The sequence below is a fragment of the Candidatus Thermoplasmatota archaeon genome (assembly GCA_030018475.1).
Taxonomy (GTDB): Archaea; Thermoplasmatota; JASEFT01; order JASEFT01; family JASEFT01; genus JASEFT01.
This window is the reverse complement of record JASEFT010000002.1, coordinates 1-25942: the sequence shown is the minus strand read 5'-3', so window position 1 is coordinate 25942 and position 25942 is coordinate 1. Positions and strand designations below refer to the sequence as shown.

38 protein-coding genes and 1 tRNA gene are annotated in these 25942 nt (G+C 37.6%); 30 read left to right on the top strand and 9 right to left on the bottom strand.

Going from position 1 to position 25942, the window contains the following annotated elements; all coding sequences use genetic code 11:
• Nucleotides 1-294: DNA-binding protein (locus tag QMD21_00580; protein ID MDI6855266.1), on the top strand; the 294-nt coding region annotated here is incomplete at its 5' end.
• Between the two features lie 5 nt (nucleotides 295-299).
• Complete coding sequence (locus QMD21_00575; protein MDI6855265.1) at nucleotides 300-455, top strand: 50S ribosomal protein L39e; 156 nt, start codon at nucleotides 300-302, stop codon at nucleotides 453-455.
• 7 nt (nucleotides 456-462) lie between these two features.
• Nucleotides 463-771: a 50S ribosomal protein L31e gene (locus tag QMD21_00570; GenBank protein MDI6855264.1), complete on the top strand. Its 309-nt coding sequence runs from the start codon at nucleotides 463-465 to the stop codon at nucleotides 769-771.
• A 7-nt stretch (nucleotides 772-778) separates the two neighbouring features.
• A complete protein-coding gene (locus tag QMD21_00565; protein MDI6855263.1) occupies nucleotides 779-1429 on the top strand; it encodes a translation initiation factor IF-6 in 651 nt (216 codons plus the stop codon).
• Between the two features lie 68 nt (nucleotides 1430-1497).
• Nucleotides 1498-1757: transfer RNA gene (locus tag QMD21_00555), tRNA-Cys, on the top strand.
• Complete coding sequence (locus QMD21_00560) at nucleotides 1520-1642, top strand: hypothetical protein (GenBank protein MDI6855262.1); 123 nt, start codon at nucleotides 1520-1522, stop codon at nucleotides 1640-1642. The genes QMD21_00555 and QMD21_00560 overlap by 123 nt, the downstream gene beginning before the upstream one ends.
• A gap of 59 nt (nucleotides 1758-1816) precedes the next feature.
• The gene (locus QMD21_00550) at nucleotides 1817-2092 is read left to right on the top strand and encodes an Lrp/AsnC ligand binding domain-containing protein (GenBank protein ID MDI6855261.1); all 276 of its coding nucleotides are present in this window, start codon (nucleotides 1817-1819) and stop codon (nucleotides 2090-2092) included.
• 34 nt (nucleotides 2093-2126) lie between these two features.
• The gene (locus tag QMD21_00545; protein ID MDI6855260.1) at nucleotides 2127-2603 is read left to right on the top strand and encodes a CinA family protein; all 477 of its coding nucleotides are present in this window, start codon (nucleotides 2127-2129) and stop codon (nucleotides 2601-2603) included.
• Nucleotides 2600-4318: a DNA polymerase/3'-5' exonuclease PolX gene (gene polX / locus QMD21_00540; GenBank protein MDI6855259.1), complete on the top strand. Its 1719-nt coding sequence runs from the start codon at nucleotides 2600-2602 to the stop codon at nucleotides 4316-4318. Before QMD21_00545 ends, polX begins: the two co-directional genes overlap by 4 nt.
• On the top strand, nucleotides 4227-6338 hold the full coding sequence (gene ligA / locus QMD21_00535) for an NAD-dependent DNA ligase LigA (protein ID MDI6855258.1): 2112 nt from the start codon (nucleotides 4227-4229) through the stop codon (nucleotides 6336-6338). Before polX ends, ligA begins: the two co-directional genes overlap by 92 nt.
• Nucleotides 6339-6400: 62 nt before the next feature.
• Complete coding sequence (locus tag QMD21_00530; protein ID MDI6855257.1) at nucleotides 6401-8422, top strand: DNA topoisomerase I; 2022 nt, start codon at nucleotides 6401-6403, stop codon at nucleotides 8420-8422.
• 17 nt (nucleotides 8423-8439) lie between these two features.
• Nucleotides 8440-8796 (top strand): hypothetical protein, encoded by a 357-nt coding sequence (locus tag QMD21_00525; protein ID MDI6855256.1) that lies wholly within the window; start codon nucleotides 8440-8442, stop codon nucleotides 8794-8796.
• 15 nt (nucleotides 8797-8811) lie between these two features.
• Here QMD21_00525 and QMD21_00520 read toward each other — a convergent pair whose 3' ends face one another.
• Together QMD21_00520 and QMD21_00515 are read right to left on the bottom strand one after the other, a co-directional pair.
• A complete protein-coding gene (locus QMD21_00520; protein MDI6855255.1) occupies nucleotides 8812-9144 on the bottom strand; it encodes an MTH938/NDUFAF3 family protein in 333 nt (110 codons plus the stop codon).
• Between the two features lie 7 nt (nucleotides 9145-9151).
• On the bottom strand, nucleotides 9152-9301 hold the full coding sequence (locus QMD21_00515; GenBank protein ID MDI6855254.1) for a 50S ribosomal protein L40e: 150 nt from the start codon (nucleotides 9299-9301) through the stop codon (nucleotides 9152-9154).
• A 117-nt stretch (nucleotides 9302-9418) separates the two neighbouring features.
• Here QMD21_00515 and fbp point away from each other — a divergent pair, with 117 nt between their 5' ends.
• The 3 genes from fbp to QMD21_00500 all read left to right on the top strand — a co-directional run bounded on the left by fbp (nucleotide 9419) and on the right by QMD21_00500 (nucleotide 11223).
• A complete protein-coding gene (gene fbp, locus QMD21_00510; GenBank protein ID MDI6855253.1) occupies nucleotides 9419-10531 on the top strand; it encodes a fructose-1,6-bisphosphate aldolase/phosphatase in 1113 nt (370 codons plus the stop codon).
• 64 nt (nucleotides 10532-10595) lie between these two features.
• Nucleotides 10596-11051, top strand: coding sequence for a hypothetical protein (locus QMD21_00505; protein MDI6855252.1), 456 nt, complete (start codon nucleotides 10596-10598; stop codon nucleotides 11049-11051).
• 7 nt (nucleotides 11052-11058) lie between these two features.
• A complete protein-coding gene (locus QMD21_00500; protein MDI6855251.1) occupies nucleotides 11059-11223 on the top strand; it encodes a hypothetical protein in 165 nt (54 codons plus the stop codon).
• Between the two features lie 403 nt (nucleotides 11224-11626).
• On the opposite strand, the gene QMD21_00495 is transcribed toward QMD21_00500, so the two are convergent.
• Both QMD21_00495 and QMD21_00490 read right to left on the bottom strand, forming a co-directional pair.
• Nucleotides 11627-12016, bottom strand: coding sequence for a type II toxin-antitoxin system VapC family toxin (locus tag QMD21_00495; protein MDI6855250.1), 390 nt, complete (start codon nucleotides 12014-12016; stop codon nucleotides 11627-11629).
• The gene (locus QMD21_00490; GenBank protein MDI6855249.1) at nucleotides 12006-12206 is read right to left on the bottom strand and encodes a hypothetical protein; all 201 of its coding nucleotides are present in this window, start codon (nucleotides 12204-12206) and stop codon (nucleotides 12006-12008) included. The genes QMD21_00495 and QMD21_00490 overlap by 11 nt, the downstream gene beginning before the upstream one ends.
• Before the next feature lie 317 nt (nucleotides 12207-12523).
• On the opposite strand from QMD21_00490, the gene QMD21_00485 reads away from it, so the two are divergent.
• The 5 genes from QMD21_00485 (at nucleotide 12524) to QMD21_00465 (ending at nucleotide 15688) form a co-directional block, all read left to right on the top strand.
• Complete coding sequence (locus QMD21_00485) at nucleotides 12524-12715, top strand: hypothetical protein (protein ID MDI6855248.1); 192 nt, start codon at nucleotides 12524-12526, stop codon at nucleotides 12713-12715.
• Between the two features lie 2 nt (nucleotides 12716-12717).
• The gene (locus QMD21_00480) at nucleotides 12718-12939 is read left to right on the top strand and encodes a type II toxin-antitoxin system RelE/ParE family toxin (protein ID MDI6855247.1); all 222 of its coding nucleotides are present in this window, start codon (nucleotides 12718-12720) and stop codon (nucleotides 12937-12939) included.
• A 44-nt stretch (nucleotides 12940-12983) separates the two neighbouring features.
• A complete protein-coding gene (gene amrS, locus QMD21_00475) occupies nucleotides 12984-13985 on the top strand; it encodes an AmmeMemoRadiSam system radical SAM enzyme (GenBank protein MDI6855246.1) in 1002 nt (333 codons plus the stop codon).
• 44 nt (nucleotides 13986-14029) lie between these two features.
• Entirely contained in the window at nucleotides 14030-15013 is a 984-nt protein-coding gene (locus QMD21_00470) for a hypothetical protein (GenBank protein MDI6855245.1), read from the top strand.
• 93 nt (nucleotides 15014-15106) lie between these two features.
• On the top strand, nucleotides 15107-15688 hold the full coding sequence (locus QMD21_00465) for a hypothetical protein (protein MDI6855244.1): 582 nt from the start codon (nucleotides 15107-15109) through the stop codon (nucleotides 15686-15688).
• 9 nt (nucleotides 15689-15697) lie between these two features.
• On the opposite strand, the gene QMD21_00460 is transcribed toward QMD21_00465, so the two are convergent.
• Entirely contained in the window at nucleotides 15698-16519 is an 822-nt protein-coding gene (locus QMD21_00460; GenBank protein MDI6855243.1) for a deoxyribonuclease IV, read from the bottom strand.
• A gap of 120 nt (nucleotides 16520-16639) precedes the next feature.
• Here QMD21_00460 and QMD21_00455 point away from each other — a divergent pair, with 120 nt between their 5' ends.
• On the top strand, nucleotides 16640-17176 hold the full coding sequence (locus tag QMD21_00455) for a hypothetical protein (GenBank protein MDI6855242.1): 537 nt from the start codon (nucleotides 16640-16642) through the stop codon (nucleotides 17174-17176).
• A 35-nt stretch (nucleotides 17177-17211) separates the two neighbouring features.
• Entirely contained in the window at nucleotides 17212-17535 is a 324-nt protein-coding gene (locus QMD21_00450) for a ribonuclease P (GenBank protein ID MDI6855241.1), read from the top strand.
• 46 nt (nucleotides 17536-17581) lie between these two features.
• On the opposite strand, the gene QMD21_00445 is transcribed toward QMD21_00450, so the two are convergent.
• The 3 genes from QMD21_00445 to pyrH are packed head-to-tail and all read right to left on the bottom strand — an operon-like array spanning nucleotide 17582 to nucleotide 19081.
• A complete protein-coding gene (locus QMD21_00445) occupies nucleotides 17582-18196 on the bottom strand; it encodes a translin family protein (GenBank protein ID MDI6855240.1) in 615 nt (204 codons plus the stop codon).
• Between the two features lie 5 nt (nucleotides 18197-18201).
• The gene (locus QMD21_00440) at nucleotides 18202-18399 is read right to left on the bottom strand and encodes a DUF2116 family Zn-ribbon domain-containing protein (protein ID MDI6855239.1); all 198 of its coding nucleotides are present in this window, start codon (nucleotides 18397-18399) and stop codon (nucleotides 18202-18204) included.
• A 13-nt stretch (nucleotides 18400-18412) separates the two neighbouring features.
• Complete coding sequence (gene pyrH / locus QMD21_00435) at nucleotides 18413-19081, bottom strand: UMP kinase (GenBank protein ID MDI6855238.1); 669 nt, start codon at nucleotides 19079-19081, stop codon at nucleotides 18413-18415.
• A gap of 95 nt (nucleotides 19082-19176) precedes the next feature.
• On the opposite strand from pyrH, the gene prf1 reads away from it, so the two are divergent.
• Genes prf1 through QMD21_00420 form a run of 3 tightly spaced genes read left to right on the top strand, consistent with a single transcriptional unit; the run spans nucleotide 19177 to nucleotide 22762 of the window.
• Nucleotides 19177-20385 carry a peptide chain release factor aRF-1 gene (gene prf1, locus QMD21_00430; protein ID MDI6855237.1) on the top strand — a complete coding sequence of 403 codons (1209 nt, stop codon included), beginning with the start codon at nucleotides 19177-19179 and terminating at the stop codon, nucleotides 20383-20385.
• Complete coding sequence (argS, locus tag QMD21_00425) at nucleotides 20382-22109, top strand: arginine--tRNA ligase (protein MDI6855236.1); 1728 nt, start codon at nucleotides 20382-20384, stop codon at nucleotides 22107-22109. The genes prf1 and argS overlap by 4 nt, the downstream gene beginning before the upstream one ends.
• A 5-nt stretch (nucleotides 22110-22114) precedes the next feature.
• On the top strand, nucleotides 22115-22762 hold the full coding sequence (locus tag QMD21_00420) for a hypothetical protein (GenBank protein ID MDI6855235.1): 648 nt from the start codon (nucleotides 22115-22117) through the stop codon (nucleotides 22760-22762).
• On the opposite strand, the gene QMD21_00415 is transcribed toward QMD21_00420, so the two are convergent.
• Entirely contained in the window at nucleotides 22749-23048 is a 300-nt protein-coding gene (locus QMD21_00415) for a hypothetical protein (protein ID MDI6855234.1), read from the bottom strand. The genes QMD21_00420 and QMD21_00415 overlap by 14 nt on opposite strands.
• An 80-nt stretch (nucleotides 23049-23128) precedes the next feature.
• Here QMD21_00415 and QMD21_00410 point away from each other — a divergent pair, with 80 nt between their 5' ends.
• The 5 genes from QMD21_00410 to dph5 all read left to right on the top strand — a co-directional run.
• Nucleotides 23129-23506 carry a 30S ribosomal protein S8e gene (locus tag QMD21_00410; protein ID MDI6855233.1) on the top strand — a complete coding sequence of 126 codons (378 nt, stop codon included), beginning with the start codon at nucleotides 23129-23131 and terminating at the stop codon, nucleotides 23504-23506.
• Between the two features lie 2 nt (nucleotides 23507-23508).
• Nucleotides 23509-23790: a signal recognition particle subunit SRP19/SEC65 family protein gene (locus QMD21_00405; protein MDI6855232.1), complete on the top strand. Its 282-nt coding sequence runs from the start codon at nucleotides 23509-23511 to the stop codon at nucleotides 23788-23790.
• Nucleotides 23791-23915: 125 nt separating this feature from the next.
• Nucleotides 23916-24299 carry a ribbon-helix-helix protein, CopG family gene (locus QMD21_00400; GenBank protein ID MDI6855231.1) on the top strand — a complete coding sequence of 128 codons (384 nt, stop codon included), beginning with the start codon at nucleotides 23916-23918 and terminating at the stop codon, nucleotides 24297-24299.
• Between the two features lie 77 nt (nucleotides 24300-24376).
• Nucleotides 24377-25378 (top strand): cell division protein FtsZ, encoded by a 1002-nt coding sequence (gene ftsZ / locus QMD21_00395; GenBank protein MDI6855230.1) that lies wholly within the window; start codon nucleotides 24377-24379, stop codon nucleotides 25376-25378.
• Nucleotides 25379-25441: 63 nt separating this feature from the next.
• The coding region (dph5, locus tag QMD21_00390; protein ID MDI6855229.1) for a diphthine synthase at nucleotides 25442-25942 on the top strand (501 nt) is incomplete at its 3' end.

Here is a 25942-nt window from a genome sequence, read left to right as displayed (position 1 = left end):
CAGCAACAGCTACAAATGCAATATTTGCAGCAAGCGGCATTGGAAGAGCGGCAAAAGCAGGTAGAAATTCAAAAGCAAATGATATTACGTCAGATTTTAACTCCGGAAGCGAGGGAGCGGTTAACGGCCCTTAAACTTGCTAAGCCTGAGCTTGTAGAGGTTGTAGAAAATCAGCTTCTGCTACTACTGCAAAACGGTAGATTAACAAAACAGATTGATGATGCAACTCTTAAACAGCTTTTAGCAAGAATAGGGTCTAGAAAAAGGGAAATAAAAATAAAGAGGTTAAATTAAAAAAAATGGCTAGGAACAAACCAGTAGCTAAAAAACTAAGACTTTTAAAAGCTGAGAAACAGAATAGGAGAGTACCTGCGTGGGTTATGATGAAGACAGCGCGTAGATTTACAAGGCATCCTAAACAGAGGAGCTGGCGAAGAACTAGTCTTAAAAAGTAATCTAAAAATGGCTGAAGAAGAAGTAATATATACAATACCTTTAGGCACGTATAAGCCACGCACTAAAAGAGCTGAATCTGCAATAAGGGATATTAGAGATTTTATTTCGCGCAAACTCAAATCAAATAATATTTGGATAGATACACACTTAAATGAGCTTATATGGGCTAGAGGCTGTAAAAGAATGCCCAAGAAAGTGAGGGTAAAAGCAGTAAAATTTGAAGATGGGCTTGTTGAGGTCTCACTACCGGAAATAGAAAAAGGTAAAGAAACCGAAGAAAAGGAAGTAGAAGAAAAAGAAATAAAAGTAAAATAATTTATTTATGCTACAAACAGTAGACGTTGCTCATATTGGGATTTTATGTAGAGCTGGCGACAGTGTTTGTGTTGTTCCTCCTGATCTTTCGCCTAAAATGGTTACTGCTATTAAAAAAACACTCAATGTTGAAGTTATACCTATAACTATTTGCAACACTTCTCTTATAGGAGCAATGCTTATACTTAATTCTCACGGAGCTGTTGTTACAGAACTTGCTTACGATTCGGAAGCGAAAAAATTAAAGGAGCACTTGCCTTTAGTTACAATCAGTGATAGACTTAATGCGATAGGAAATAACGTACTTGCAAATGATACCCATGGCCTTGTCCATCCGCAACTCAGCAAGGAAACAATCGAAATTCTTGAAAGTACTCTTATGATAGAAGTAGCTAAAGGTACTGTTGCAGGCTTGAAAACAGTAGGTTCTGCAGGTGTTGTAACAAATAAAGGTCTTCTCCTGCATCCTGAAACTACTGAAGAGGAACTTGACTTTTTAAAAGATTTTTTCAAGCTTCCTGTCTACTTGGGCACTGTAAATTTCGGCTTCCCTTACGTAGGCTCAGCCATAGTTGCAAACTCAAAAGGAGCTATTGTTGGCAAAAATACTACTGGCATAGAGCTAGGGATAATTGAAGAAGCTTTAGGGTTTGTATAGAAAGCTTTTGCAGTAGCAACAAAAGATATATATCTGGGTACACTTCTTATTTAACTTACTATACAAAAGCCGGGGTGACAGAGCGGCGATGTGGCAGACTGCAGACCTCTGGCGAAAAGAGAAAGAATCAGAGATTGCTTCGCAATCTCTGTAAAATACGAAGATTGGAACGCAATTACTAAAACTAATTGCGTAGCAATTAACGATATTTAAGGGTATCCTTCGGATACCCTAATTTTCTTTCTTTTCCGCCCACGCTTTTCTTTTGTAAAAAGAAAGAAAAGGGCGGGAGATCTGCTTTAAGGGGGTTCAACTCCCTCCCCCGGCTTACATTGGCTATTAAAAGATAGAAAAAGATATAATATAAGAAGATAATGTTGGAAGATGATGAGGGCTAACGATAAAGTAACTGCCTATGTATTAATAAAAACCGAGGTAGGAAAGGCTGATACTGTAGCTAGTGAAATACTAAAGATACCAGGGATTTCGAAAGCCAGTGTGGTGGCAGGTGAATATGATATTATTGTAGAGCTGGTGGAGACAAATGTAAAAGAAATATTCAACAAAGTAGTGAAAGAGATACAGGGAATATCAGATATCAAAGAGACTAAAACGTTCATAGGAACAAAAATGATTGCTGCTTTACCAAAAGGCAGATTGTAAGTTCAATCCCAGCTTATTTTTGTAAAAGAGAGAAATGGCTGTTTTAGAAGAAAGGGTTGGCGCCCTTCTAAGAAAGCACAATCTTACAGTTGCAGTCGCGGAATCATGTACAGGAGGATTGATTGCAAACAGAATTACTAACATTTCAGGCAGTTCAGATTACTTCAACCGAGGATTGGTTACTTACAGTATAAGGGCGAAGCAGGAACTTTTGAAAGTACCTCTGAAAACGATTGAAACGTTTGGCGTAGTAAGCTCGCAAACAGCTCTTGCAATGGCAGAAGGAGTGAGAGAAGAGAGTAAGACTGACTTGGGAATAGGTGTTACAGGCATAGCAGGGCCGACAAGCGTTAATGGAAAGCCAGTGGGACTTGTTTACATAGCGCTAGCCTACGATAAAGGCAATATTTGCAAAGAGTTTAAGTTTAAGGGCGATAGAAAAGAAATAAAAGAAAAAGCAAGTACCGAAGCTCTTAAACTTCTAAAAGAATATCTGAATGCTAAAAAATGAGGAACACAGAGCTCGCAAAAGTATTCTATGAAATTGCAACTATACTTGAAATGCAAGATGTACCTTTTAAGCCTAGAGCTTATACAAAAGCAGCTCAGACAATAGAGTCATGGAATGTAGAACTTGGACAAATTTACAAAGAGAGTGGTGTAAAGGGGTTAATGGAGATACCGGGCGTAGGTGATGCGATAGCGAAAAAGATAGCGGAGCTTTTGGAGACCGGTAAACTAAAATATCTAGAAGGGCTGAAAAAGAACGTACCCAAAGGTCTTATGGAAATGGTCTCAATTGAGTTTCTAGGGCCTAAAACAGCTTATAAACTTTACAAAGAGCTTGGTATAACTAATATAGAAGAGCTAAAGAAAGCAGCCCAAGAGCATAAAATTAGAGAGCTCAAAGGGCTTGGCGATAAAGTTGAAGAGCGCATTTTGAAAGGAATTGAAAAGTTAAAAGAAGCGAAGGGAAGAATGCTGCTAGGGAGAGCTTATCCTATAGCTACAGAGATTATAGAGCGATTGAAAGCGGGTGGCGGTATTGAGAAAATAGAGCCTGCAGGCAGTTTGAGAAGAATGAAAGAGACTATCGGCGATATAGATATTTTAGTAGTTTCAGCTGAGCCTGAAAAAGTCATGAAAAATTTTGTAACTTTACCAATGGTTAAAGAAGTGATAGCTCATGGCAAAACAAAATCATCTGTAATTTTAACTGAAGATGTCCATGCAGACCTGAGAGTAGTTCCCAGAGAGAGTTTCGGCTCAGCATTACAATATTTCACAGGTAGTAAAGACCACAACATAAAGCTTAGAAAAATAGCTATTGATAAAGGCCTTAAAATAAGTGAGTACGGAGTATTTGACAAGCGCACAAACAAGCGCATTGCTGGCGCAACAGAAGAAGAGCTCTATAAAATGTTAGGTATGCCTTGGATTCAGCCTGAACTTAGAGAGGATAGAGGCGAAGTAGAAGCTGCGCTAGCAAACAAACTACCAAAATTAATTGAGCAAAAAGACATCAAAGGCGATTTCCATGTGCATACTAAATGGAGCGACGGCGCTAATACAATTGAAGAAATGGTTGAAGCTGCTAGAAAAAAAGGCTATTCTTTCATAGTGATAACTGATCATTCTGCAACACTTAAAGTAGCTCGTGGGTTAACCGGAGAAGCTCTTGTAGAGCAGGGCAAAGAGATAAAAGAATTGAGCAAGCGGTATCCTAATTTCCATATATTCTCAGGTATAGAAGTAGAGATAAAGAAGAATGGCGAACTTGATTTTGACGATTCTGTGCTAAAGAAATTGGATATTGTAGCTGCTGCAGTGCACTCCAATTTTAAAATGGGCGAAAAAGAAATGACTGAGAGAATAGCAACTGCTATGAGAAACGAAAATGTAGATATAATAAGTCATTTAACCGGCAGTATAATAGGCAAAAGAGACCCTTATCAAGTAAATGTTGAAAAGATTATTGATACAGCAGTAAATACTAAAACGTATCTTGAAATAAACTCGCAGCCAGACAGATTGGACCTCAGAGATGTGCATGTGAAGTTAGCAAAAGAAAAAGGCTGTAAGATTTGCTTGGGAACAGATGCCCATAACGTGAGTCATTTAGATTTTATGAAGTATGGCGTCGCTACAGCTAGGAGAGGCTGGCTTACTAAAAAAGATGTGCTCAACACACTTTCAGTTAAAGAAATCGCTGAGATTTTCAAATGAAGAGGCAAAAAAGGCTCTGGCACGTATTGAGGAGCTTAGAAAAGAAATAAGATATCATGATAGATTGTACTACGTAGAAAATAATCCTATTATTTCAGATTACGAATATGATAAGCTTGTAGAGGAGCTGAAAAAGCTAGAGCAAAAATATCCACATTTTATTACTCCTGATTCGCCAACTCAACGTGTAAGCGGCCAGCCTATAGAAGGATTTGCAACTGTGGAGCATAAAGTTGCTATGCTGAGCTTGGACAATAGCTACTCTGCAGACGAGCTGCGAGAGTTTGATAAAAGAGCGAAGAAATGGCTAGGCGTTGACAGAGTTGAGTATGTAGTAGAGCCTAAGATAGATGGGCTCGGAATTGCTTTAATCTATGAAAATGGTGTATTCAAAAGAGGCGCTACAAGAGGCGACGGCGCAAGAGGAGATGATATTACCTTAAACCTAAAAACTATTAAAAGCATACCTTTGAAATTAGATTTAGATGGTAAAAGTGCCAAAATAAAAACGCTCGCTGATTCTGAGATAAGGGGAGAAGCCTACATGACAAGAAAAGGGTTTGAGCAGCTCAACAAAGAGCGTGCAAAAGCTAACGAGCCACTTTTTGCAAATACTAGAAACGCAGCTGCAGGCTCTCTGAGGCAGCTTGACCCTAGACTCGTTGCCAAAAGGCCTCTGGATGTTTTCCTTTATACTCTGAGCTATACAAAGCAAAAAAACCCTTTTAAAACTCACTGGGAATGTTTAGAAGCGTTGAAAGAAGTAGGTATTAGAGTCAATCCCGGAGTGAAAAAATTTTCAGATATAGAAGAAGTAATAAAGTATTGTGATGATTGGGAGAGCAAGCGTGACGAGCTGGATTACGATATAGATGGAATGGTTGTAAAAGTGAACGCATTAGAGCAGCAAGCGAAGCTGGGCTGTACTACAAAGAGCCCCAGATGGGCTTCAGCCTATAAATTTCCACCCAAACACGTAACAACTAAAATTAAAGATATTATAGTTCAGGTTGGTAGAACAGGAGCGCTAACGCCTGTAGCGGTTCTAGAGCCTGTAGAAGTTGGAGGTGTAACAGTATCTAGAGCTACACTTCATAACGAAGATGAAATTAGAAGGAAAGATATCAGGATAGGCGATGTTGTTTTCATAGAGCGAGCAGGCGAAGTTATACCTGAAGTTATAAAGCCGGTAAAGGAAAGGAGAACTGGCAAAGAGAAAATCTTTACTATGCCTAAAAAATGCCCTGTCTGCAGCTCAGACATTGTTAGACCTAAAGGCGAAGCAGTTGCAAGGTGCGTCGGGCTATCATGCCCAGCGCAATTAAAAAATTCTTTAGACCATTTTGCATCAAGGCATGCAATGAATATAGAGGGCTTAGGACCTGCTATTATAGAACAGCTAGTGGCGAAAGGTTTGGTTAAAGACCTCGCAGATATTTACAATTTAAAAGTAGATGTTTTAGCAAACCTAGAGAGATACGGTGAAAAATCAGCTACAAAGGTAATAGAGCAGATTGAAGCAAGCAAAAAGAGCGAGTTTGCTAGAGTTTTGTTCGCTCTTGGAATAAGGCATGTAGGGAGACATGCGGCAATACTCTTAGCAGATAACTTCCAATCAATTGATGAGCTTATGAAAGCAAGCAAAGAAAGAGTAGAGGCAATAGAAGGTATAGGAAGCGTTGTCGCAGACAGCATAATATCGTTTTTTAAAGATAAAAAGAATCGAGCGGTTATAGAGAAGCTAAGGAAAGCAGGCGTAAATATGAGTGCAAAGCCAAGAGCTATAGGAATTTTAGCAGGTAAAAGATTCGTTTTTACAGGAGAATTAGAAAAATATTCTAGAAGCGAAGCTGAAAGTATTGTTGAGAGACTCGGCGGAAGCTTTAGCTCAACCATTAGCAAGAGTGTTGATTACGTTGTTGTAGGAAAAGACCCGGGCTCCAAATACGAGAAAGCTAAAAAATTGGGTTTGAAAACAATTTCTGAAGAAGAGTTTGATAGAATAATAAGAGGAAGATAGAAACAAGCACTGCTCATATTTGCATAAGTCTTATATATCCAAGACAACAATTTCGCAGCAATGTGACCTCGTTAATAATATCTGAGAAGTCTAAAAGCGCATTCCGTATTGCAACCGTGCTCTCAAACAACAATTTCAAAACTAAAAAAATCGGTAAAATCTCTCTGTATAATTTTAGCTTGGGAAAAGAGCAGAGTTTAGTTATAGGCTTAAAAGGCCATATAGTAAGTTTAGATTACCCTCCCCAATATAACTCATGGGATAAAACAGATCTTAGAGAGCTCACTTATGCGCCAGTTGAGGAATACATCACAGAACGTGCTATTGTAAATGCGCTAGTAAAAATTGCTAAGAATGTAACGAGAGTAATTGTTGCAACTGATTATGACAGAGAAGGAGAACTTATAGGAGTAGAGGCTCTTGAAATACTTAAAAAGCACAATCCCGAGCTGGAAGTAAAAAGAGCTAGATTTAGTGCTCTTACAGAGCCAGAGCTAAACAAAGCTTTCTCAGAACTTGTAGAAATAGATTATAATTTAGCAGCTGCAGCAAAGGCGAGGCAGATTATTGACTTGGTATGGGGTGCAGTGCTCACTAGATTTATATCACTTGCTAGTCAGCGCACTGGTAAAGATTTTTTATCTGTTGGCAGAGTTCAAACTCCTACTCTTAAACTACTAGTAGATCGTGAAAAAGAAATACAAAAATTCGTACCAAAACCTTACTGGGAGCTGAATGCTAAACTTGAATTTAATAATAAAGAATTTAACGCTTATTATTTAGGAGGGAAGTTTTGGGAATATGCTAAAGCTAGAGCGATTTACGAAAAATTAGAAAGTTCAAAAGCAGGTAAAGTTTTAGAAGTACTGCAAGAAAGGCATGAAGAGCCTGCGCCAACGCCATTCAACACAACTACTTTTTTACAAGCAAGCTCTTTTTTGGGCATTTCAGCCTCAAGAGCAATGCGCATTGCGGAGGAGCTATATCAAGCTGGCTTTACATCATATCCCAGAACTGACAATACAGTTTATCCAAAAAGTTTAGAGTTACGAACAATTTTAGCTAAACTTGTTAACATCATTCCAGAAGCTGAGAAAATACTGAAAAAAGAGGTTATTATTCCAAGCAGAGGAAAGAAATTTGCAACAGACCATCCTCCAATACACCCGGTAGAGCTTGCTAGAAAGAGTGAGCTTTCTTACGAAGAATGGAAGCTATACGAGCTTATAGTTAGACGATTCATTGCAACTTTAGCTGGAAATGCTTTTTGGGAAATTAAGAATACAAAAATTGAGATAGATTCCGAGTTATTTATTGCAAATGGCTATAAAATTTTAGAAGAAGGCTGGCGCGAATACTATCCTTATCTAAAGACAAAAGAAATTTTAATTCCAGAATTGAAGACTGGCGATATAGTAAAGCAATTAAAGTTAGAGCTTAAAGAGGGCAAGACAAAGCCGCCAGCACGTTATTCGCAAGGAAGCTTAATTCAACTTATGGATTCTTTAGGATTAGGCACAAAGAGCACAAGACACGAAATAATTCAAAAGCTCTATGCAAGAGATTACGTCAGAGGCTTGGTACCTAACCCAACGAAATCAGGAGTTGCTGTTACAGAGGTACTAGAAAATTACGTAGCGCAAATAACCTCGCCTGAAATGACGAGCAAGCTTGAAAAAGAAATGGACGAAATTGCAGAGGGTAAAAAAAAGATTGGTGAGGTTGTTGATGAGTCAAAGCAACTGCTCGAAAGTATGCTTGGACAACTTGAAGAAAATAAATTTAAGATAGGCGAAAGTATAAAAAAAGCTCTTGAAGAGCAAAATGTTATTGGAAAATGTCATGTTTGTAAAAGTGATATGATTATCATCAGCTCTAAAAGGGGTAAGAGGTTTGCAGGCTGTAGCAATTTCCCGGCTTGTAACAACTCCTACCCACTACCGCCTAAAGGTAGAATAATATCAATAAATGAGCAATGCGAGTTATGTGGAGCACCTAAAGTGAAAATAATATACAAAAGAAAAGCTTTAACTCAGTGCATTAATTTAAATTGTCCGGGGAAAAGCAAAAATATTAATTTATAGAGTGCGTTTCTATTACTATGAAAGAGCTAACTGAAATATTTAGCAATACGAACTCTAAATTTATAAAGAGCGGTATAGCGCAAGGTGCCATTGTTCTAGGAACGAAAATAGAAAATTTCTATGGCGTACTTGTAAGCGACAAGAGCTATGCAGACAGCTTAGCTAAAAAGTTGGAAGCTCAGCTTGGTATAAAGGGGTTTGTGAGTACTGACGAGCTGCCCAAATATGGCATTTCAAGGGAAGAGAAAGAGAATGTAGAGGGAGCTTTAGAGCTAGCGCCTAACGACGTAGGAATTTTCGTGGTTGATAAAAAGGAAAAAGCAGAAAAGGCTATTGAGCTGATTTTGCAAGAGGTAAAGGGTTACCGTAAATAGCTCTTGTCGCTGTTATCAGCATGTCGTATGAATCAGCGCATTTACTTTTTTGGATTTCGAAAGCTCATTAAATTTTCTTATTGCCTCAGGGGTCTCTAAAATGATAAGCTCCGTCTTCTTGCCTATCTCTTCTATAACATTTTCAGCTTCTAAAACACCACTCTGACCTGTAGCTATAATTACAATATCAGGCTCGTTGCTCAGTAACTTTTCTAACTCGCCTTTGCTAACTCTATGCGAGCCTTCTTGCCAATCTCTTTCTAAAATTTTACCAGCTACAATTAAAACATCGCCGTAGCTCTTACCGTCAATCACAACCTTTCCAAAACTTGTTCTTTCGATTATCATTTTTTCGTTACGCACCTCTACTCTCTTTAGCCTTCGGTCTCAAACCTTTATAACCGCATTTCCTGCATCTAGTAGCTCTAGGAGAGTTTTTTGCATAGCAATTCATACAAATCGATTTGTTTAGTAACCTTTGAATGGCTTCCCGGAATTTTGCCATAATAAAAGTAAATAGAAACGGGAGATATTAAATATTCTATTAAACAAGTTCGCATAACGTAGTTTCTTAAGGAAAAGGTTTTCTATTCCTTCGTTTATATCAAAATTGTGATTGAAAATGGCAAAAACAACTATCTCAGTAATGAAGGCAGACGTTGGTAGTGTTGCAGGACACAGCACAACACATCCTAAACTAATAGAACTTGCGCAGAAGATGCTAAAAGATGCGCAGAAGAAAAAGCTCATAGAAGATTTTTATGTAACTCATTGTGGCGACGATTTGGAGCTAATAATGAGCCATTTCAATGGCGAGAACAGTGAGAAGGTGCATAAACTTGCATGGGATATTTTCACAGAAGCTACTAAAATAGCAAAGGAGCTGAAGCTCTACGCTGCAGGACAGGATATATTGAAAGAGGCTTTTTCAGGTAATATTCGAGGTATGGGACCTGGTATTGCAGAACTAGAATTTACGGAGCGTAAAGCAGACCCTGTAGTTGTTTTTATGATGGATAAGACAGAGCCAGGCGCTTTTAATTTACCAATTTATAAAATATTTGCAGACCCATTCAACACAGCAGGCCTTGTAATAGACCCGAGCTTGCATGCAGGGTTTGTATTTGAAGTTTGGGATATCCAGGAACATAAAAAAGTCATCTTAAGCTTGCCTGAAGAGCTTTATGATCTACTTGCTCTTATAGGAGCTAAATCCAGATTCGTTATTAAAAGAGTATTTCCTAAGAAAGGAAAACTTCCTGAAAACGAGCCTGTAGCTTGCATTTCAACTGAAAAATTATATCAAGTAGCTGGAGAATATGTTGGCAAAGATGACCCTGTAGGTATTGTAAGAGCGCAGGCAGGTCTTCCAGCTCTAGGCGAAATTCTAGAGCCTTTTGCTATTCCGCATTTAGTCAGTGGCTGGATGCGGGGCTCTCATAACGGTCCCCTAATGCCTGTGTCTCTAAAAAACGCAGTATGCACTAGATTTGACGGCCCGCCGCGTTGCGTAGCGCTTGGATTCCAGATCTGCAATGCAAAGCTAATAGGTCCTCAAGACCTGTTTGATGATCCTGCATTCGATTCGGCAAGAGAGAAAGCGCAGGAAATTGCCGATTATATGCGCTGCCACGGCCCCTTCGAGCCTCATCGCTTACCATTGGCAGATATGGAATATACCACGCTTCCTAAAGTCATGGACAAGTTGAAAGATAGGTTTGAGAAAGTGGAATAGGCCAAGGAAGATTTTGCAATCTGCGGGTGAATTACCCAAGAGAAAAGTAACACTGGCAGTTGCGGTGATATGTATTGTTATAATCGCTAGTGTAGGTGTAATTCTGTACTTACAAAGAAAAGGAAAAGAACCCAAGATTTTAAGCTATCAAAAACTCTGCGCAGATTTTGACGTCGAGACTTGGAAATTTAGGTCTTTTACTGATGGAGAAATCGTTTGCATAAAGGATAACGTTCTTGCAGTAAATTGCACAGATACTTTGTTTGGAACATATACCCACGTCACTTTCTCAAGCATGTCTTATAGCGAGAGCTCTTTTTCAGTTCCTTCAATTCCTCCTTTAAGTATACATCTAGTAGGTAATCTAACGGAAGAATACTCTGCAAATGAAGAGGTAGAAATCCAATCGCATGTAAGAACTTACACTATAGGCGAGAAAACAGCAACCATCTTAGAAGAATGGTACGTTTATTTCTTGTGCGCTTATTATAGTTGCTCCATTCGGCTTAAAAGAAAATAATTACAATGTGACTATTATAGCAAGTATAGGCGAGCTTGATGAGATAGCTGAGAAGATAATGCAAATAAGTACCGAGGCACTCAATCGGACAATAATAAAAATAACAGAAGATCAAGCAGACAGAGTTTACGATTACGAAATTTCATTGGTTTTAGTGGCAAAATCCGAATGAATATTTTAACCTGATTTCGCCACTTGAATCACTATCCGGAAGATATTAACATCAGTTTTTGGAACATAAAGGCAAATTTTCAAATTTTTTCTCAAATTTTCTATAGGCAATTTGACAAGATATAATCTACTAAGAAATATTCCTCAAAAATCACCTCCCTAAATTGGCACTTGCAGTTATGTACTTGCTAAATTGATTAGGATTTCGCATTTTTCTAACATTTTACCACAAAATTTTGGAATTTTTGACGTTTTTATCGAAGAATATCGTGATAAAACGCTACTGCTACGTTGCTAAAAAGTCTAACTGTCAAATTGGGTATGTGCTAAAAATTAGAATGGATTATCTCGAAGTGGCAAGGTTAGGAGAATAAGTACAGGACTGTCCTCGACTTCAATTCAAACTACCCAATATAAATCACATTTTCCAGCCCTTTAAAGTGTGGATCTCCAGTTAATACTGCTGTATCATACTGCTTTGCCGTCTCGTAAATTATTGCGTCTGCCATCCCGAAATCAGGCCTGTTTTCTTTCTGAACGTTTTTTGTTTTCCCAGCCCTCACTGCAATGTCTTTTGTTAATTCTACAATTGTAGTTTTTGCTAAAATGAAATTTAAATCCTGCTCCCAGGTTTTGTAACCTTCCCTGAAGTATTTATCTGAAAGCTCTGCCAATACTATTGTTGGCGTAATGCACGCACCGCTTTCTATATACCTTTTTGCCTTTCTTCCCCGCGCGGTGCCTCTAAAGTATTCTACCCATGCATAAGAATCTATTACAGCATCATAGCTCATGGAACTCAGCTTCTTCCTTCAGCGTAAACTTTTTCATTTTCGGACGCTTACCGAACATAGATTTTGGAACGCTGATTTTTGCCTCTACAAGCTCTTTAATTATCTCTTCGTAACTTTTTGCTTTGCTACGCTCTTTAAGCTCCTTAAGCATTTGTAGAGTTGTTTCTTCGATCTGTATTGTAGTGACCATTTTATCACCCTTTATAACTATGGCTATAGCTATATATTAAATTTTCGCCTAAGCTCATTGCTGAGCACCTTATAGTTTCTCCAGCTCCTTCTTCACTTCCTCAACTTTCGCTTTGTTTTCCAGCAATCGGTTGATTATATAGCTCTATTTTTGATATAAAACTTGCTGCTCACCGCAAGTTTACAGAGCCAATCGATGAAAACTATAAGTATCACCAAGAACTAATCTTATGAGTAATGAAAGAAGCGCTCTTCTGGGAAATGCGAGCACAACACTTTTAAATATTCTTATCTATTTAGTTATATTGGTGATAAAATATGGAAGCAGTAACTCTTGAGACAATTTATAAGGAACTCGAAACAATGAAAAAAGATATAGAATTCATAAAACATGCGCTTGCGGAAGAATACGAGTTAAGTGAGGAAGCAAAGAAAGGGTTGGCAGAAGCCAGAGCAACACCTGAAAGCGAGTACATAAATCAAGAAGAAATGGAAAAGGAATTCTTGTAGAGATGACTTATTCTGTAGAGTGGCATCCCAAAGTCAGAAATTTTTTAAGGAAACTGCCTAAAAATATTTCCGGAAGGATTGTTAAAAAAGTAAAGCAAATCACAGAAAAACCGTTCCATTATTTGGAGCATTACGAGAGAGAAGATGTTTATAAACTAAGAATCGGAGATTATAGAGCGTTAATTGATGTTGACTTCTCTAATAAAGTTCTCTATTTAGGGTAGTGTGGCATAGAAAAAATATCTACAAAAAATAAACGGTCGTTTGTATGAAGGAAGCGCTGTTCTGGGAAAAGAAAAACGATAAAATACAATGTCTGCTCTGCCCTCATAAATGCGTAATTGGTAATGGAAAAAGAGGGATATGCGGGGTAAGGGAGAATAAGGATGGCATACTCTACTCTCTAATCTATGGTTTAGCATCTTCTATCTGCCCAGACCCTATAGAGAAAAAGCCACTCTATCATTTTTATCCTGGCAGCGCAGTGCTTTCTTTTGGCACAGTAGGTTGCAATTTCAAGTGCAAGCACTGCCAGAACTGGGGTATTTCGCAAGCAACGCCTGAAAGCTATTTTGCACTGGAGAAAATTACTGGCGAAGAAATTCTTAAGCTTGCAAAGAAATACGATTGTCAAGGAGTTGCGTGGACTTATAACGAGCCTGTTATCTGGTATGAGTTCACTTACGATTGCTCTAAACTTGCAAAAGAGCATGGGCTTTACACAATTTATGTAACAAACGGCTATATAAACGAAGAGCCTCTGCGCAAAATTTCTAAATACCTTGATGCAATGAATATTGATGTAAAAGCTTTCAAAGAAGATTTTTATAAAGAGATATGCTCTGCAAAACTAGAGCCTGTTTTAAGGACTTGCGAACTTGCAAAAGAATTGGGAATTTACATAGAGCTAACTTATCTTATTATTCCAAATTACAACGATTCAACTGAAGAGATTGAAACTTTTTGTAAATGGGTAAATGAGCGTATCGGCAAAGACACTGCAGTACATTTTTCTAGATTTTATCCTCATTATAAAATGGATTCTTTACCTCCAACGCCTATTTCGACATTACTGAGAGCTTACCAACTCGGCAGTAAATACTTAGATTTTTTATATCTTGGCAACGTACCACATGGCAATTATGAAAATACTTACTGCCCTAACTGTAAAGAGCTTTTGATAGAAAGATTCGGCTTCTCTGCAGAGATGATAAATTTAAAAAACTCCAAATGCTCTAAATGCGATACCAAAATCCCAGGAATTTTCTAGACCAAAAGCTATATTAGCAAGCTGTAATATTAGAGGAAGATAAAATGTACAATTACACGCTAGAGGATTTACAGGAATGGTATGGAAGGAAGAACGGTGACGTATCTAAATTAGCAAAGCCTCTTGTACTAGAGAAGATTAATGAAAAGTGTAGGAGAATTGCAGAAGAAGCTATCAATTTTGTAAATACTAGTTATGCTCAGCAACCTACACCTCTTTCAATAAGGCAAGTTCATTATCATTTAGTCCATCAGCTTGCGGAAATATATTCTAACACAATAAAAGATTACAAGACACTTATCAAATTAATGCTGCAGGCTAGAATAGCAGGGCTTATACCGTGGCATATGATTTCTGAGACTGAAAGTTTAGTATCTGAGGCAATACCTGCAGGAATGAATCCTGAAGATGCAATTAAAAAAGCTTTAGAAGATGCTCAGAAGCAAGCGGGTAAAAGCCCATGGGATGCTATGGGTAAAAGAGTTGTAGTCTTTACAGAGAAGCGCGAACTACAGCCTCAACTAGAATATGTTACTAATAACTATTTTGTTAGATTAATATCTTTGCGAGGCTACGGCGCTTGGAGTAGACTGTATAGAGAATCGCTGGAATATCAAAATTTTATGAAAGATAGAAATAATTACGAATTGTATGCCTACTTTGTAACAGACCATGATCCATCGGGCTTGGATATTAATAGACTGTATGCATCTATTTTAAAAAATTTCTGGAAATTAGCATGCAAAGATCATAGAGTAATGCTGAGGAAAGATCAAGTTGATGCTGAGGTGCTACCGCCAGCACCTACCAAAGTAAAAGATCCTAGAGCTAAATGGTATATAAGGAAATTCAGTACTGACTGTTGGGAAGTCGATGCTTTAGGTAGAGAAAAAATGCAGAAAATTTTAGAAGAAGAGATTAAGAAGATAATTGATTTTAAGGTTTGGGATGAGGTAATGAAAGAGAATGCAGAAAATGTAGAGAAGACAAAGAAAATAGCTGAAGAGATGATGAAAGGAAAAGGATGAAAAAGTAAAGACAAAATTTCTAATAATTAATTGAGCATGTCTCCAATATATGTCAAGTCTTCGCAAATTAAAACGATTTTTACATTTTTGGCTTTGATCATTTTCCTTCTGACATGGCTGCCGATAATATCTTATTACGAAGCAATTAAAGGCATCGGTTACGGTGGTGGTGCTGGGATGTGTATGATAGCATTCCTGCCTATTACGTTTACCTGTATGCTTGTAATAGTAGTTGCTATTAGTAAGTTTCTCAAAAGCTTAGAAAAAGGAAATAGATACGGGCTATATGTTTCTGCAGGTGTTATGTTTACTGTAGGAATTTACGATGTATTCGGCATTTTTGCATATCTTCATTTGTTAAAGCCAAGCCCACCATACATACTGATTTACGCTATCCCAATAATATATGGGTTATTTGTAGTATGGATTGGAATAGAAATACTCATTAAACTCGAAGATTTTGTAAGGAATTATGAGACGTCTTTTTTAAAATCTTGCTTCTGGGGAATATTTTTTATAGTTGTTGGCGGCTGTTTCTCTTTTCTTTCAACTTCGGTGCTTTGTCACATACTTAACTTTACCCCTCTGGCTTGTATAGCTGTTTTTATTATCATCGCTTTTATATTATACAACATATTGCACAGCATTTTACAAAAAATTTGTTTGAGAATGTAACAAAAATCGTTACAATTTTTCCCAAATCCTTTTCATTTCCAGAGCGTCTTTTTCTAAAATTGGCGACTCTGATATTATCGTAACTTCTAATTTTCTAGACTTTAATGCTGTTGCTAAATACTCAAATTTCAAATCACCTTTTTCTAATACTAGATGCTTTTTTTCGTTTCCAGCTTTGTACTCAACGCCAGTGAAATGTGTGTGAAGCTCTTTCAGCTTCAATCTTTTTTCAATAGTGTCTAATATTCTATCAAAATCTTTTGAAGTTTTCAACGAGCCGTTAGTTCTCGCATGGATATGCGCAAAATCTATTGTAGGAACAACACCATCTAACTCTTCACAGATTTTTAGAGTTTCGTCAAGCGTTCCAAATTGCGATTGCCTCCCCATTGTTTCAGGCGCTAATAAAACATCCCATTTGCTTTTATTGATTGTATCAACAATCTCTCCTATGCATTCCTTAACAAGTTGATAGCACTCTTCTTTTGACTTTTTACCATAGAAGCCTGGGTGGAAGACTACATGCTTAGCTTTTAGCGCATTCGCTATTTTAGCAGTTTCCAAAACAAAGCTCATACTTTTTTTGCGCTTAATTTTATCTTCAGAAGCTAAATTGATAAAATAGGGCGCATGGGCAGAAAGCGCAATTCCTAGTTCAGAAGCAATCTTACCGCAATCCAAAGCTGTTTCCACACTCATTCTAACACCTCTAACAAACTCTACTTCAAGAGCCTCTAAGCCCAATCTGGCACATTCTTCTATACCTGTCAGAGTATCGCGCTTCTTTGCGCACAAAGGCACTCCTGCAGGACCGAATTTTAGTTCAGCCATTTTTTATAGAAAGGAAATGTTTTTCTGTAAATAAATATATAGCAATTCAACATGCAACCTACACTGCCACAACCATCAGCAAGTATATGGTTTCAGAATTTCTATAGGCTAAGGAAGAAAGTGTTAACTATCTGGAATAAATACTGGATCGAAGATTCCGCTGGAAATATTTTGGGTTTTTCAAAGCAGAAACTTCTCAAACTAAAGGAAGATATAAGGATATATTCAGATGAGAGTATGAGTAACGAGCTATTTTGTATTAAGCAACAGCAGATAGTGGATATATGGGGAAATTTTGCTGTTGTGGATTCTCAGACGAATACTCATTTAGGCTATGTTAAAAGGAAAGCGCTAGTCTCAGGATTTATTAGAGATGAATGGGAAGTTTACAACGCCAATCGGCAGCTTATTGGCGGAATCTACGAAACCTCTATGGCTCGTGGGCTAGCCAGAAAATATCTGCCCGGCGGCGCATTGATACCTGAAAAAATGACTCTTGAATTGCAAGGAAGACCTGTAGCGGAGATAAACCAGAAATTTAAAATTATAGGTGATATCTGGGAGGTTAACTGTCGAGCTGTGCCTCCTGACTTCGATCGAAGAGTGCTAATAGCTTGCATGCTGCTTATGGCTATGATTGAGCGCAAGCATAAATAATATTTAAGCTAGCTTTACAGAAATTATTCATTTATATGGTCAAAAAGTTAACTATTGAAGCTTTGGTTCACAAAAGGTTCGATAAACTATTTAAGATTGCAGAAGAAAGAGCTTTAAAACATGACTTTAAATTTGCAAATCGGTACGTAGAGTTAGCTCGTAAAATAGGTATGCGCCACAATATAAGAATTCCAACAAAATATAAAAGAAGATTCTGCAAGCACTGCAATTATTATTTGCTGCCTGGTGTAAATGCAAGAGTAAGAACTAGAAAAAGAAGAGTGGTAATATTCTGCGAAAACTGCAAAAAATTTACAAGAATACCTTTTATAGAGGATAAGAAACTCAAAAGAAGTTGAGTCATCAATATAATAATTTGAAGTGGAGTTACTATTTCAGTTGCTATTACTGCCTCTTTAGCTCCTCTATCTTCTTTTCCAAGCTCTTCTCTCTCATTGCGAATAGCAGTTCACTTCTAGTTTTTTCTATAAGAGCCCTCGCTTTATCCTGATGCTTTCTTACCGCTACAATAGCGGATGGCAAATCAAATTTCATTAATGCATTATAAAAATTTTCCATTGTGTTAAGATACTTTTTTGCAAGTTCTGAATTGTTTTCAAGTAATGAGTCGAGGCATAATCTACGAAGTTCGCCAATTGCGTCACCCAATCCCAAAAGGTAGGACGTAGAGGTTACTCCTAACTCTTCAGGCTCAGGTAATTTCTGATTTTTTAGCGATGCATAAATAATACAAGCTTCGCAAAGCTCTTGAAATGCGCTCTCTACACTGCCTGAATAATAAATATCAGGATGAGCTTTTAAAAGCTCTTTAACCTTTTTCGCCTCTTCTTTTGCCTGCGTAATTACTTCGTGGGCGTTTTGAGCTAAGTGCATTTTCTGAACAGCTTCACCACATTTCCTCATAATAAAACGTACTGATCTCAATGCTTCTTCGCGCACGCGATCTTTCTCTTCTAACTCCATCAAAATCCTTTCAGTTATCTTATCAAGAGTTTCCATCTACACTAACCTCTTAGACCTGAAAGCAGAAGAAGAGCAATAAATAGAATAATAATACCATAGAAGAAATACATAGTCCATTTTCTTCTTTTTAAAATCATATTCCATTTGACTTTACATTCATCAGAGCAGAGCTCTTCATCAGCAGTTATTGCTTTATCACATATTCTGCAGTGCTTGTGCTGAAGTATTTTTTCTACCATTTTCTTGCACCTTTTATTCTATCGTAGTGCCTATAAAGGCTTTACCACCAATAAGATTTTCTAAGTTTTTTAAATTCCTACCATTAATCACAAAGGTAGGTATTTTTGATCTTGCTATGATTCTAGCTGCTATAGGATCAATTACAGATTTAGAGCCTGCTCCTAAACTTGCTTTACTCGTAACCTCTAAAAGCTTTTCGTAGCTCAATTTGAGCGAAAGTTTAGCGTCTTTGTGTTTTTTAGGGTCTGCAGTATAAACACCGTCAACATCAGTCATTATTATTAGTTTAGATGCTTTTGCACGCTCAGCGAGCGTCGCAGCTACTGCATCTGTTGTATGCCCCGGATGTGTTCCGCCCATTACAACTATTTTATAGAGCTTTCCTGCAGTTAAAGCACTGTCTAAATTCTCTGGTATTTCAGGATAGGCTTGAGGTAAAGCGCCAAGCAATACTTTTGCGTTCGCTCTTGTGATATCTATACCGATACTGTCAAGATAACTTTCGTCGCACCCCAATTCCCTGCCTACAGATATATATTTTCTAGCAATTTCGCCGCCTCCTACAACTACCCAAAGCCTGTGCTTAGAAGAAAGTTCAGTTAGTACAGAAGCTAATTCTTTGAGATATTTTAGATTTAATTCGCCTAACACAGAGCCGCCAATCGAGATTGCAAGGTTCATTTTATTCTGTAACGAGTAAGCTTTTCAGCAATAATTAATATTATGGTTTCTCAGTCTCAGAATTATTTATATACTACATATATCAATATTTTAGCATGGATTCTTTAGCTAGATACGAATTCAAGAAGAAGCTTGAGGAGCTAGAGGCTATAAAAGGCAGAGCTACTGAGCTCGTCTCACTCTATATACCGCCAAGTAGAAAGATAGCAGATGTACTAAATTACTTAAGAAACGAATATGCGCAATCGAGCAATATAAAATCTAAGGGCACAAGAAAGAATGTTATGTGGGCAATTGATTCTCTAATTGGCAAAATCAAATTTCTTAAGGATACTACTCCAAACGGATTAGCGCTTTTTGTAGGTCATAAAGCAATAAGTATAGACAAGCAAGAGGCAGTTTCTTATGTTATAGAGCCGCTAGAGCCTTTGCAAACATTCCTATACAGATGCAATTCTTCTTTCTACTTAGAGCCGCTAAAAGAAATGGTGGCTGAGAAAGAATGTTATGGAATTATAGTGATGGATAGAAAAGAAGCTACTTTAGGACTTGTGAAAGGTAAGAGGACAGAGGTTATAAAGAACGTACAGTCGAGAGTGCCGAGCAAACATCGCATGGGCGGGCAGAGTGCATTGAGATTTGAGAGGCTAATTGAGCAAGCTGCACACGAGTTTTTTGTAAAAATCGGTGATTTAGCTACTGAAAGTTTTTTAGACAAAGCTTTGAAAGGCATCATTGTTGGCGGTCCAGGCTATACTAAAAATTTCTTTCTAGAAAAAGATTATCTTCATCATGAGCTCAAAAAGAAAGTAATAGGCGCTTTTGAAACAGGTTATACTGACGAGTATGGACTTAGAGAAGTTATAGAGAGCGCATCTAAAACTCTTAAGAATATGAGCCTTATCAAAGAGAAGAAATTAGTCCAAGAATTTATGAGCGAAATAATTAAAGAAGGGGGACTTGCAAGCTATGGCGAAGAAGAAGTAATTTCTCGTCTAAAAAGAGGCGAAGTGGCTACGTTGCTTCTCTCAGAAAAACTAAAAAGACAGAAATTAAAATTAAAATGCAGTAGTTGCGGTAACGAAGAAGAGAGCTCTTTTGAAGAGCCCCCAAAATTCTTGAAATGTAGTAAATGCAATGCTGAGAGTACAATTCTAGAGAGCAGAGATTTAGTTACAGAGCTCATTGAGCTTGCAAATAATACCAATGCAGAAATAGAATTTATTTCTACAGAATCTTCTGATGGCGAAATGTTTATGAATGCATTTAATGGAATAGGCGCAATTCTGAGGTACAGGAAATGAACTCAGCACTGGAAATTTTAGAGCTTGAGCTGAAATCTATACTTACAAAAGCTCTAACTAATCTCAAGCTAGCTAAGCCCGAAATTTTAGAATTTAGCACTCCTCCGCCAAACCTTGGCGACTATGCTTTCGCTTGCTTCGAGCTCGCAAAAGAAAAGCCTGAAAGAATCGCAGAAATGCTAAGTAAAGAAATTCTAAAGTACAAATCAAAGTTCATTGATAGAGTGGAAGTAGTTGGCGCTTACGTAAATTTTTTTATCAATTATGATAAGCTGAAAGAGCTTGTGATTAAGAGCGCTTTAGAATTAAAAGAAAGATACGGCTGGCAAGCGCCAAAGCATGACAAAATTATTTTAGAGCATACCTCTGCAAATCCTACAGGGCCAATACATGTGGGGAGAGCCAGAAACTCAATAATCGGTGATACTCTCGCAAGAGTTCTACGCGCTAATGGTTACGAGGTGGAGACTCAATATTATGTGAACGATATGGGTAAGCAGGTAGGTATTTTAGTATGGGGTTTAGATAATATAAAGCTTGAAAAAACTGAGCCTAAAGCTATGGCTAAGTCAGACCATGAGCTTGTAAAGTATTATCAAGAGGCAAGCAAACTTTTGGAGGCGATGCCACAGCTTGAAAGTGAAATAGACAAACTATTACAGCTTTACGAGGGGAATGATACTAAGACAAAAGCTAAAGTTAGAAGCTGTTGTGAAAAAGTATTGCATGGTAATATAGAGACTTTAGCTAAACTCAATATAAAACTTGATAAATACGTATGGGAATCTGATTTTATAGGGACGACTCGCGAGGTATTGAGCAATTTAAGAAGTTCCAAACTATGCAGAGAAGAAGCAGGCGCTTACTATCTAGATTTGAGTTCAGGTAAACTTTTTATTACTCGCAAAGACAGTACCACACTCTATGCTACAAGAGATTTAGCCTACCATTTGTATAAATTTAAAAACTGTACTCACGCAATTAACGTTCTTGGCGAAGATCATAAATTAGAAGCTTTACAATTAGAAGAAGCTTTGAAAGTTTTAGGTTGCAGTAATAAACCTGAAGTTATTTTCTATTCTTTCGTTTCTTTACCGGAAGGTAGATTGTCTACACGAAAAGGCAGAGTGGTATATACTGATGATTTAATTGAAGAAGCTATTGCCAGAGCTTATTTAGAAGTAAAAAAGAGGCGTAAAAAATTTGATAAGCATGAGTTTAAAAAAATTTCTGAAGCTGACTTAAAAAAAATCGCAGCGATTATAGGTATAGGGGCCATACGATACAATATTATAAGAGTTCAAAACGAAAAGCCTATAATTTTCAAATGGGAAGAGGCTATTAGCTTTGAGGGAAACAGCGCTCCTTTTGTACAATATTCTCACGCAAGAGCTTGCAGTATATTAAGCAAGAGTAAAGGATACTATAAAAACAAAATAGAGTTGTCTTTGCTTAAAGAAAGGCAGGAATTAGAGCTTGTGAAAATTCTTGCTAGATTTCCTAAAGTAATTAAAGATGTTGGAAGCTCAAGAAAAGTTTACAAACTTGCAAACTATGTCTTTGAGCTTGCGACACAATTCAATCAATTCTATCGTGATGTGCCCGTATTGAAAGCTGAGCCAAAAGAGCTAAGAGATGCTAGACTTGCACTTGTAGATGCTACTAGAATAGTGTTAAGAAATGCACTTGAGCTCCTTGGTATTGAAGCGCCTGAGGAAATGTAATCAAAATGGAGCTCAGCAGAAATATTCAGAAGAATAGGATATTAGAAGAATTACTCTTCATTTGCATTGCTAGCTTAATAACTTATATTAGCTTAGAAAAAATTGTTGGTAAAGCATTTGAAGCGCATGGAATTGCAGTTTTCATTTCGTTTATGCTACTGCCTGTTATTGTGCTGAGAATTCTAAAGAAGCCTCTTGAGCTAGGTACTGTCAATATTGGTTTTGTACTCGGCATTGCTCTGTATTTGATTTTAACGATATGGCTTCTGTGCTACTATCCTTTCAACAGAGAATTCTTTAACGGGCTTAAACTCAATAGCTATGAGTTTTTGATCTGGAATTTTTTCGCTATGCTGAACGTTGCCCCAGTAGACTTTTTTACCAAACGAATAATTCAAAAGGAGCTTAGCGCGAGCCTTACTCCATGGCATGGTTTAGGCGCTCAAACAATAGTCTGGACACTTGCTCATTTTTACGAGTTGCTATGGCTACAGCAATTAATGGGTTCACAAGGCGCTTTGCTCTTTATAATTGTTTCAGGCTTAGCTACAGGATTGGTTTATTTAAAAACAAAAAACGTGCTTGGTATGATTGTAGGGCATTGGATGCTTAATTTTATAATCTCTTTCCTGGTTAGTTTCAACCTTTTATGAGACCTATAACTACGCCAATAAGTAATCCTATTCCAAAAGGTATAACGGAGACGAATGTTGAGACCTGCGCTAGAGCAGCGATACTATAACTTTTAATTTTATCGATATTGACAGCCATTACGCCAAGATAAGAGCCTATGCCTAGAATTACGGCAGCTATAATTATTAACTTAAGCGCTTTTTTTACAAAAAAGCCTAGAACAAGTCCTACAAGGAACTGGACACTTATAACGCCAGCAGCGATTCCTAGATTATTTTGAAACAGTTCTCCAAATGGTATTGTCATGAGGTATAGAGATTTTTCTGCGCTATATAAATGTTTTGGTAAATGTTTTTTAGCGTAGATTAACATTCTGATTAATAAAAATGGCACTATGGCATGGCAAATCTAGAAGGAAGAGTTCAGGCGGAATATTGAAGCTGAGCAGAAAGAAGCGAAAATATGAGATCGGCAGGGAGAAGCGCGAGACAGGCTTGGGTGAGCACAAAACGCAGGTTTTTAGAGTGCGCGGCAATAACCAGAAAATAAGAGTGCTGAGAGCCGGAGTTGCAAATGTAATGACTAAATCAAAGAAAGCACAGAAATCTAAAATTATTGCAGTATTAGAGAACAGAGCAAATCCTCACTATATGAGAAGGAATATTATCACAAAAGGTGCTGTGATTCAAACCGAGCTTGGCAAAGCACTTGTTACCTCGCGACCAGGACAGCATGGTGTAATTAATTGCGTGCTTCTTGAGTGAAAATGGTATCTAAAAAAGAGGGAAAATATGTTATATGGCAACATTATTTTGACAACTCTTACCCAAGAGCTCTAAGAAAAGTGCCTAAAAAACTAGCTGTAAAAGAGCCTGACATTAAGAAAATAGCTGATTGTGCTAAGGCGCTTGGACTAGAGCCTATAGTTGAGGAAGCGCGCTATCCAAAATTCTGGTGGAAAAAGAACTATCGAGTGATTGTAGCTAAAAAATGGAAAAAAACTGAGTTATTAAGAAAGATGGGTGAAAAATTGATAGAGTTTTATTAAATTTTTTTATCGTCGAGCGCCCCGTCTTAAAAAAATTATAGAAAATTATATATATAGGAGCGTATAATTTATTATATTGCCTGACATTTGTAAGGCACAAGACAGGCAAAAGGGGCTGCGGCAAAATGAAAAAAACAGAGAAGCTTACCATAAGATTTCCAAGAGAGATTCTTGATAGACTAACTGAAGTAGCGCAGCGTAGAGATATAACAATTTCAGAGCTTGTAAGAGAGAACTTATCTGAGTATCTGCAGTCAGAATATTCTGAGCTATATCAAGAAAGAATCACAGTGCGACTACCGGCAGATCACTTAGACAAGCTCAAAGTGCTAGTTCAATCCCGCGATGCCTTCTCTGTTGAGAATGCAATTCAACTTGCGGTAAAGGATTACATTGCTAGAAGACCAAAAGAAATGATTCAAGAGAGGGAAATACTTAGAAAAATTTCCGAGCAAAGAGGTCTTATAGAAAGTGCTCAAGAAAGTGCCAAGCGAAAACTGAAAAGATAGAAAAAAGCTTAGTGCTAAGAGGGGATGGGATAGTGGGCTCTTCCCACTATCTTTTGAGTTAGAAAAAGGTGATAAAAATGGAAGCTCTATTAGAAAGCGCTGTCTTAAGCCAAGAAAAAATAGATTATACCGAGTTAGGCATTCCTAAAATATTTGTAGTCGGCATTGGTGGCGCAGGAAGTAATAGCGTTACCCGCTTAAACAGACTCGGTATAAAAGGAGCTACTACAGTTGCAATCAATACAGATCATCAGCATTTGAAAATAACAGAAGCTGATAAGAAAATACTTATTGGTGCTGGTATAACTCATGGGTTAGGCGCTGGAGGCTATCCTGCAATTGGCGAGCATTGCGCATTACTTGCAAGAAATGAAATTGAGGAAGTTTTGAGCCCTGCAGACTTAGTATTCACTCTTGCAGGTCTAGGTGGCGGTACAGGTACAGGCGTAACCCCTGTTGTTGCAGAAATAGCTAAGAAAAAAGGTGCTGTGCTTGTAGCTATTGTCACTACCCCTTTCGACTTCGAACTCGGCGCTGGAAAAAAGAGAGCTTTGGCATGTATAGAAAAATTGCGCAGAATATCAGACAGCCTCATTATTCTAGATAACAACAAGCTAATAAAATTCTTTCCCAACCTCCCTTTAGAAAAAGGTTTCCTCGTTATGGATCAACTTATTGCAGAAGCAGTTAAAGGATTAAGTGAAAGTATTACTGGTGCATCTGAGTTCAATCTAGATTATGCAGATGTAAAAACCATACTTACAGGTAGTGGTTTGTCAGTAATGCTCTACGGTGAATCTTTCGGCGACCCTGATAAAGTTGTAATAGATACTCTAAACCATCCTTTTTTAGATGTGGATTATAAAGGGGCTGTAGGTGCACTTATTCATATAACCGGCGGCAAAAATTTGACTATAAGAGATTTGAACAAAATAGTAGAAGGTATAACAAAAGAGCTAGATTCGCAGGGTAGTGTTAAGTGGGGCGCTAGAATTGACGAAAGCTGCGGCGATAGAATTAAAGTAATGAGTATTGTTACAGGAGTGCAGAGCCCACAAATTTTTTCTCCTTTACGATGATATCCTCTCCCCTCCTATTTTTTTTTGTAAACCGTTAAGTATTCCCAAGTATATCTTTTTAGTATGGGCGAGCTGAGCTTTGTAGGTCTAGGTCTTTATGATGAAAAAGATCTTAGCCTAAAAGCGCTTGAAGAGCTGAAGAGCGCAGATAAAATATTTGCAGAATTTTACACATCTAAGCTTGTTGGAACTACAATAGAAAAATTAGAAAGTTTAATTGGTAAGAAAATAGAATTATTAAACAGGGAAGAAGTAGAGAGCGGTGAAAAAATAATTGAAGAAGCAAAAGTTAAGAGAGTAGTTTTTGCATGTGCTGGCGATACTATGATGGCAACAACTCATCTAGCTCTAAGGTTGCAAGCAATTGATAATAAAATAAAAACAAGAATAATTCATGGATGCTCTATTCTCAGTGCTGTACCAAGTCTTTTAGGGTTGCAGCATTATAAGTTTGGAAAAGTCGCGAGTTTGCCTTTTCCAGAGCATGTGGCTTTCCCAGAAAGTTGTTACGATGCGATCAAAGAAAACAAGGGGCTTGGACTTCATACCCTGGTAATTCTTGAT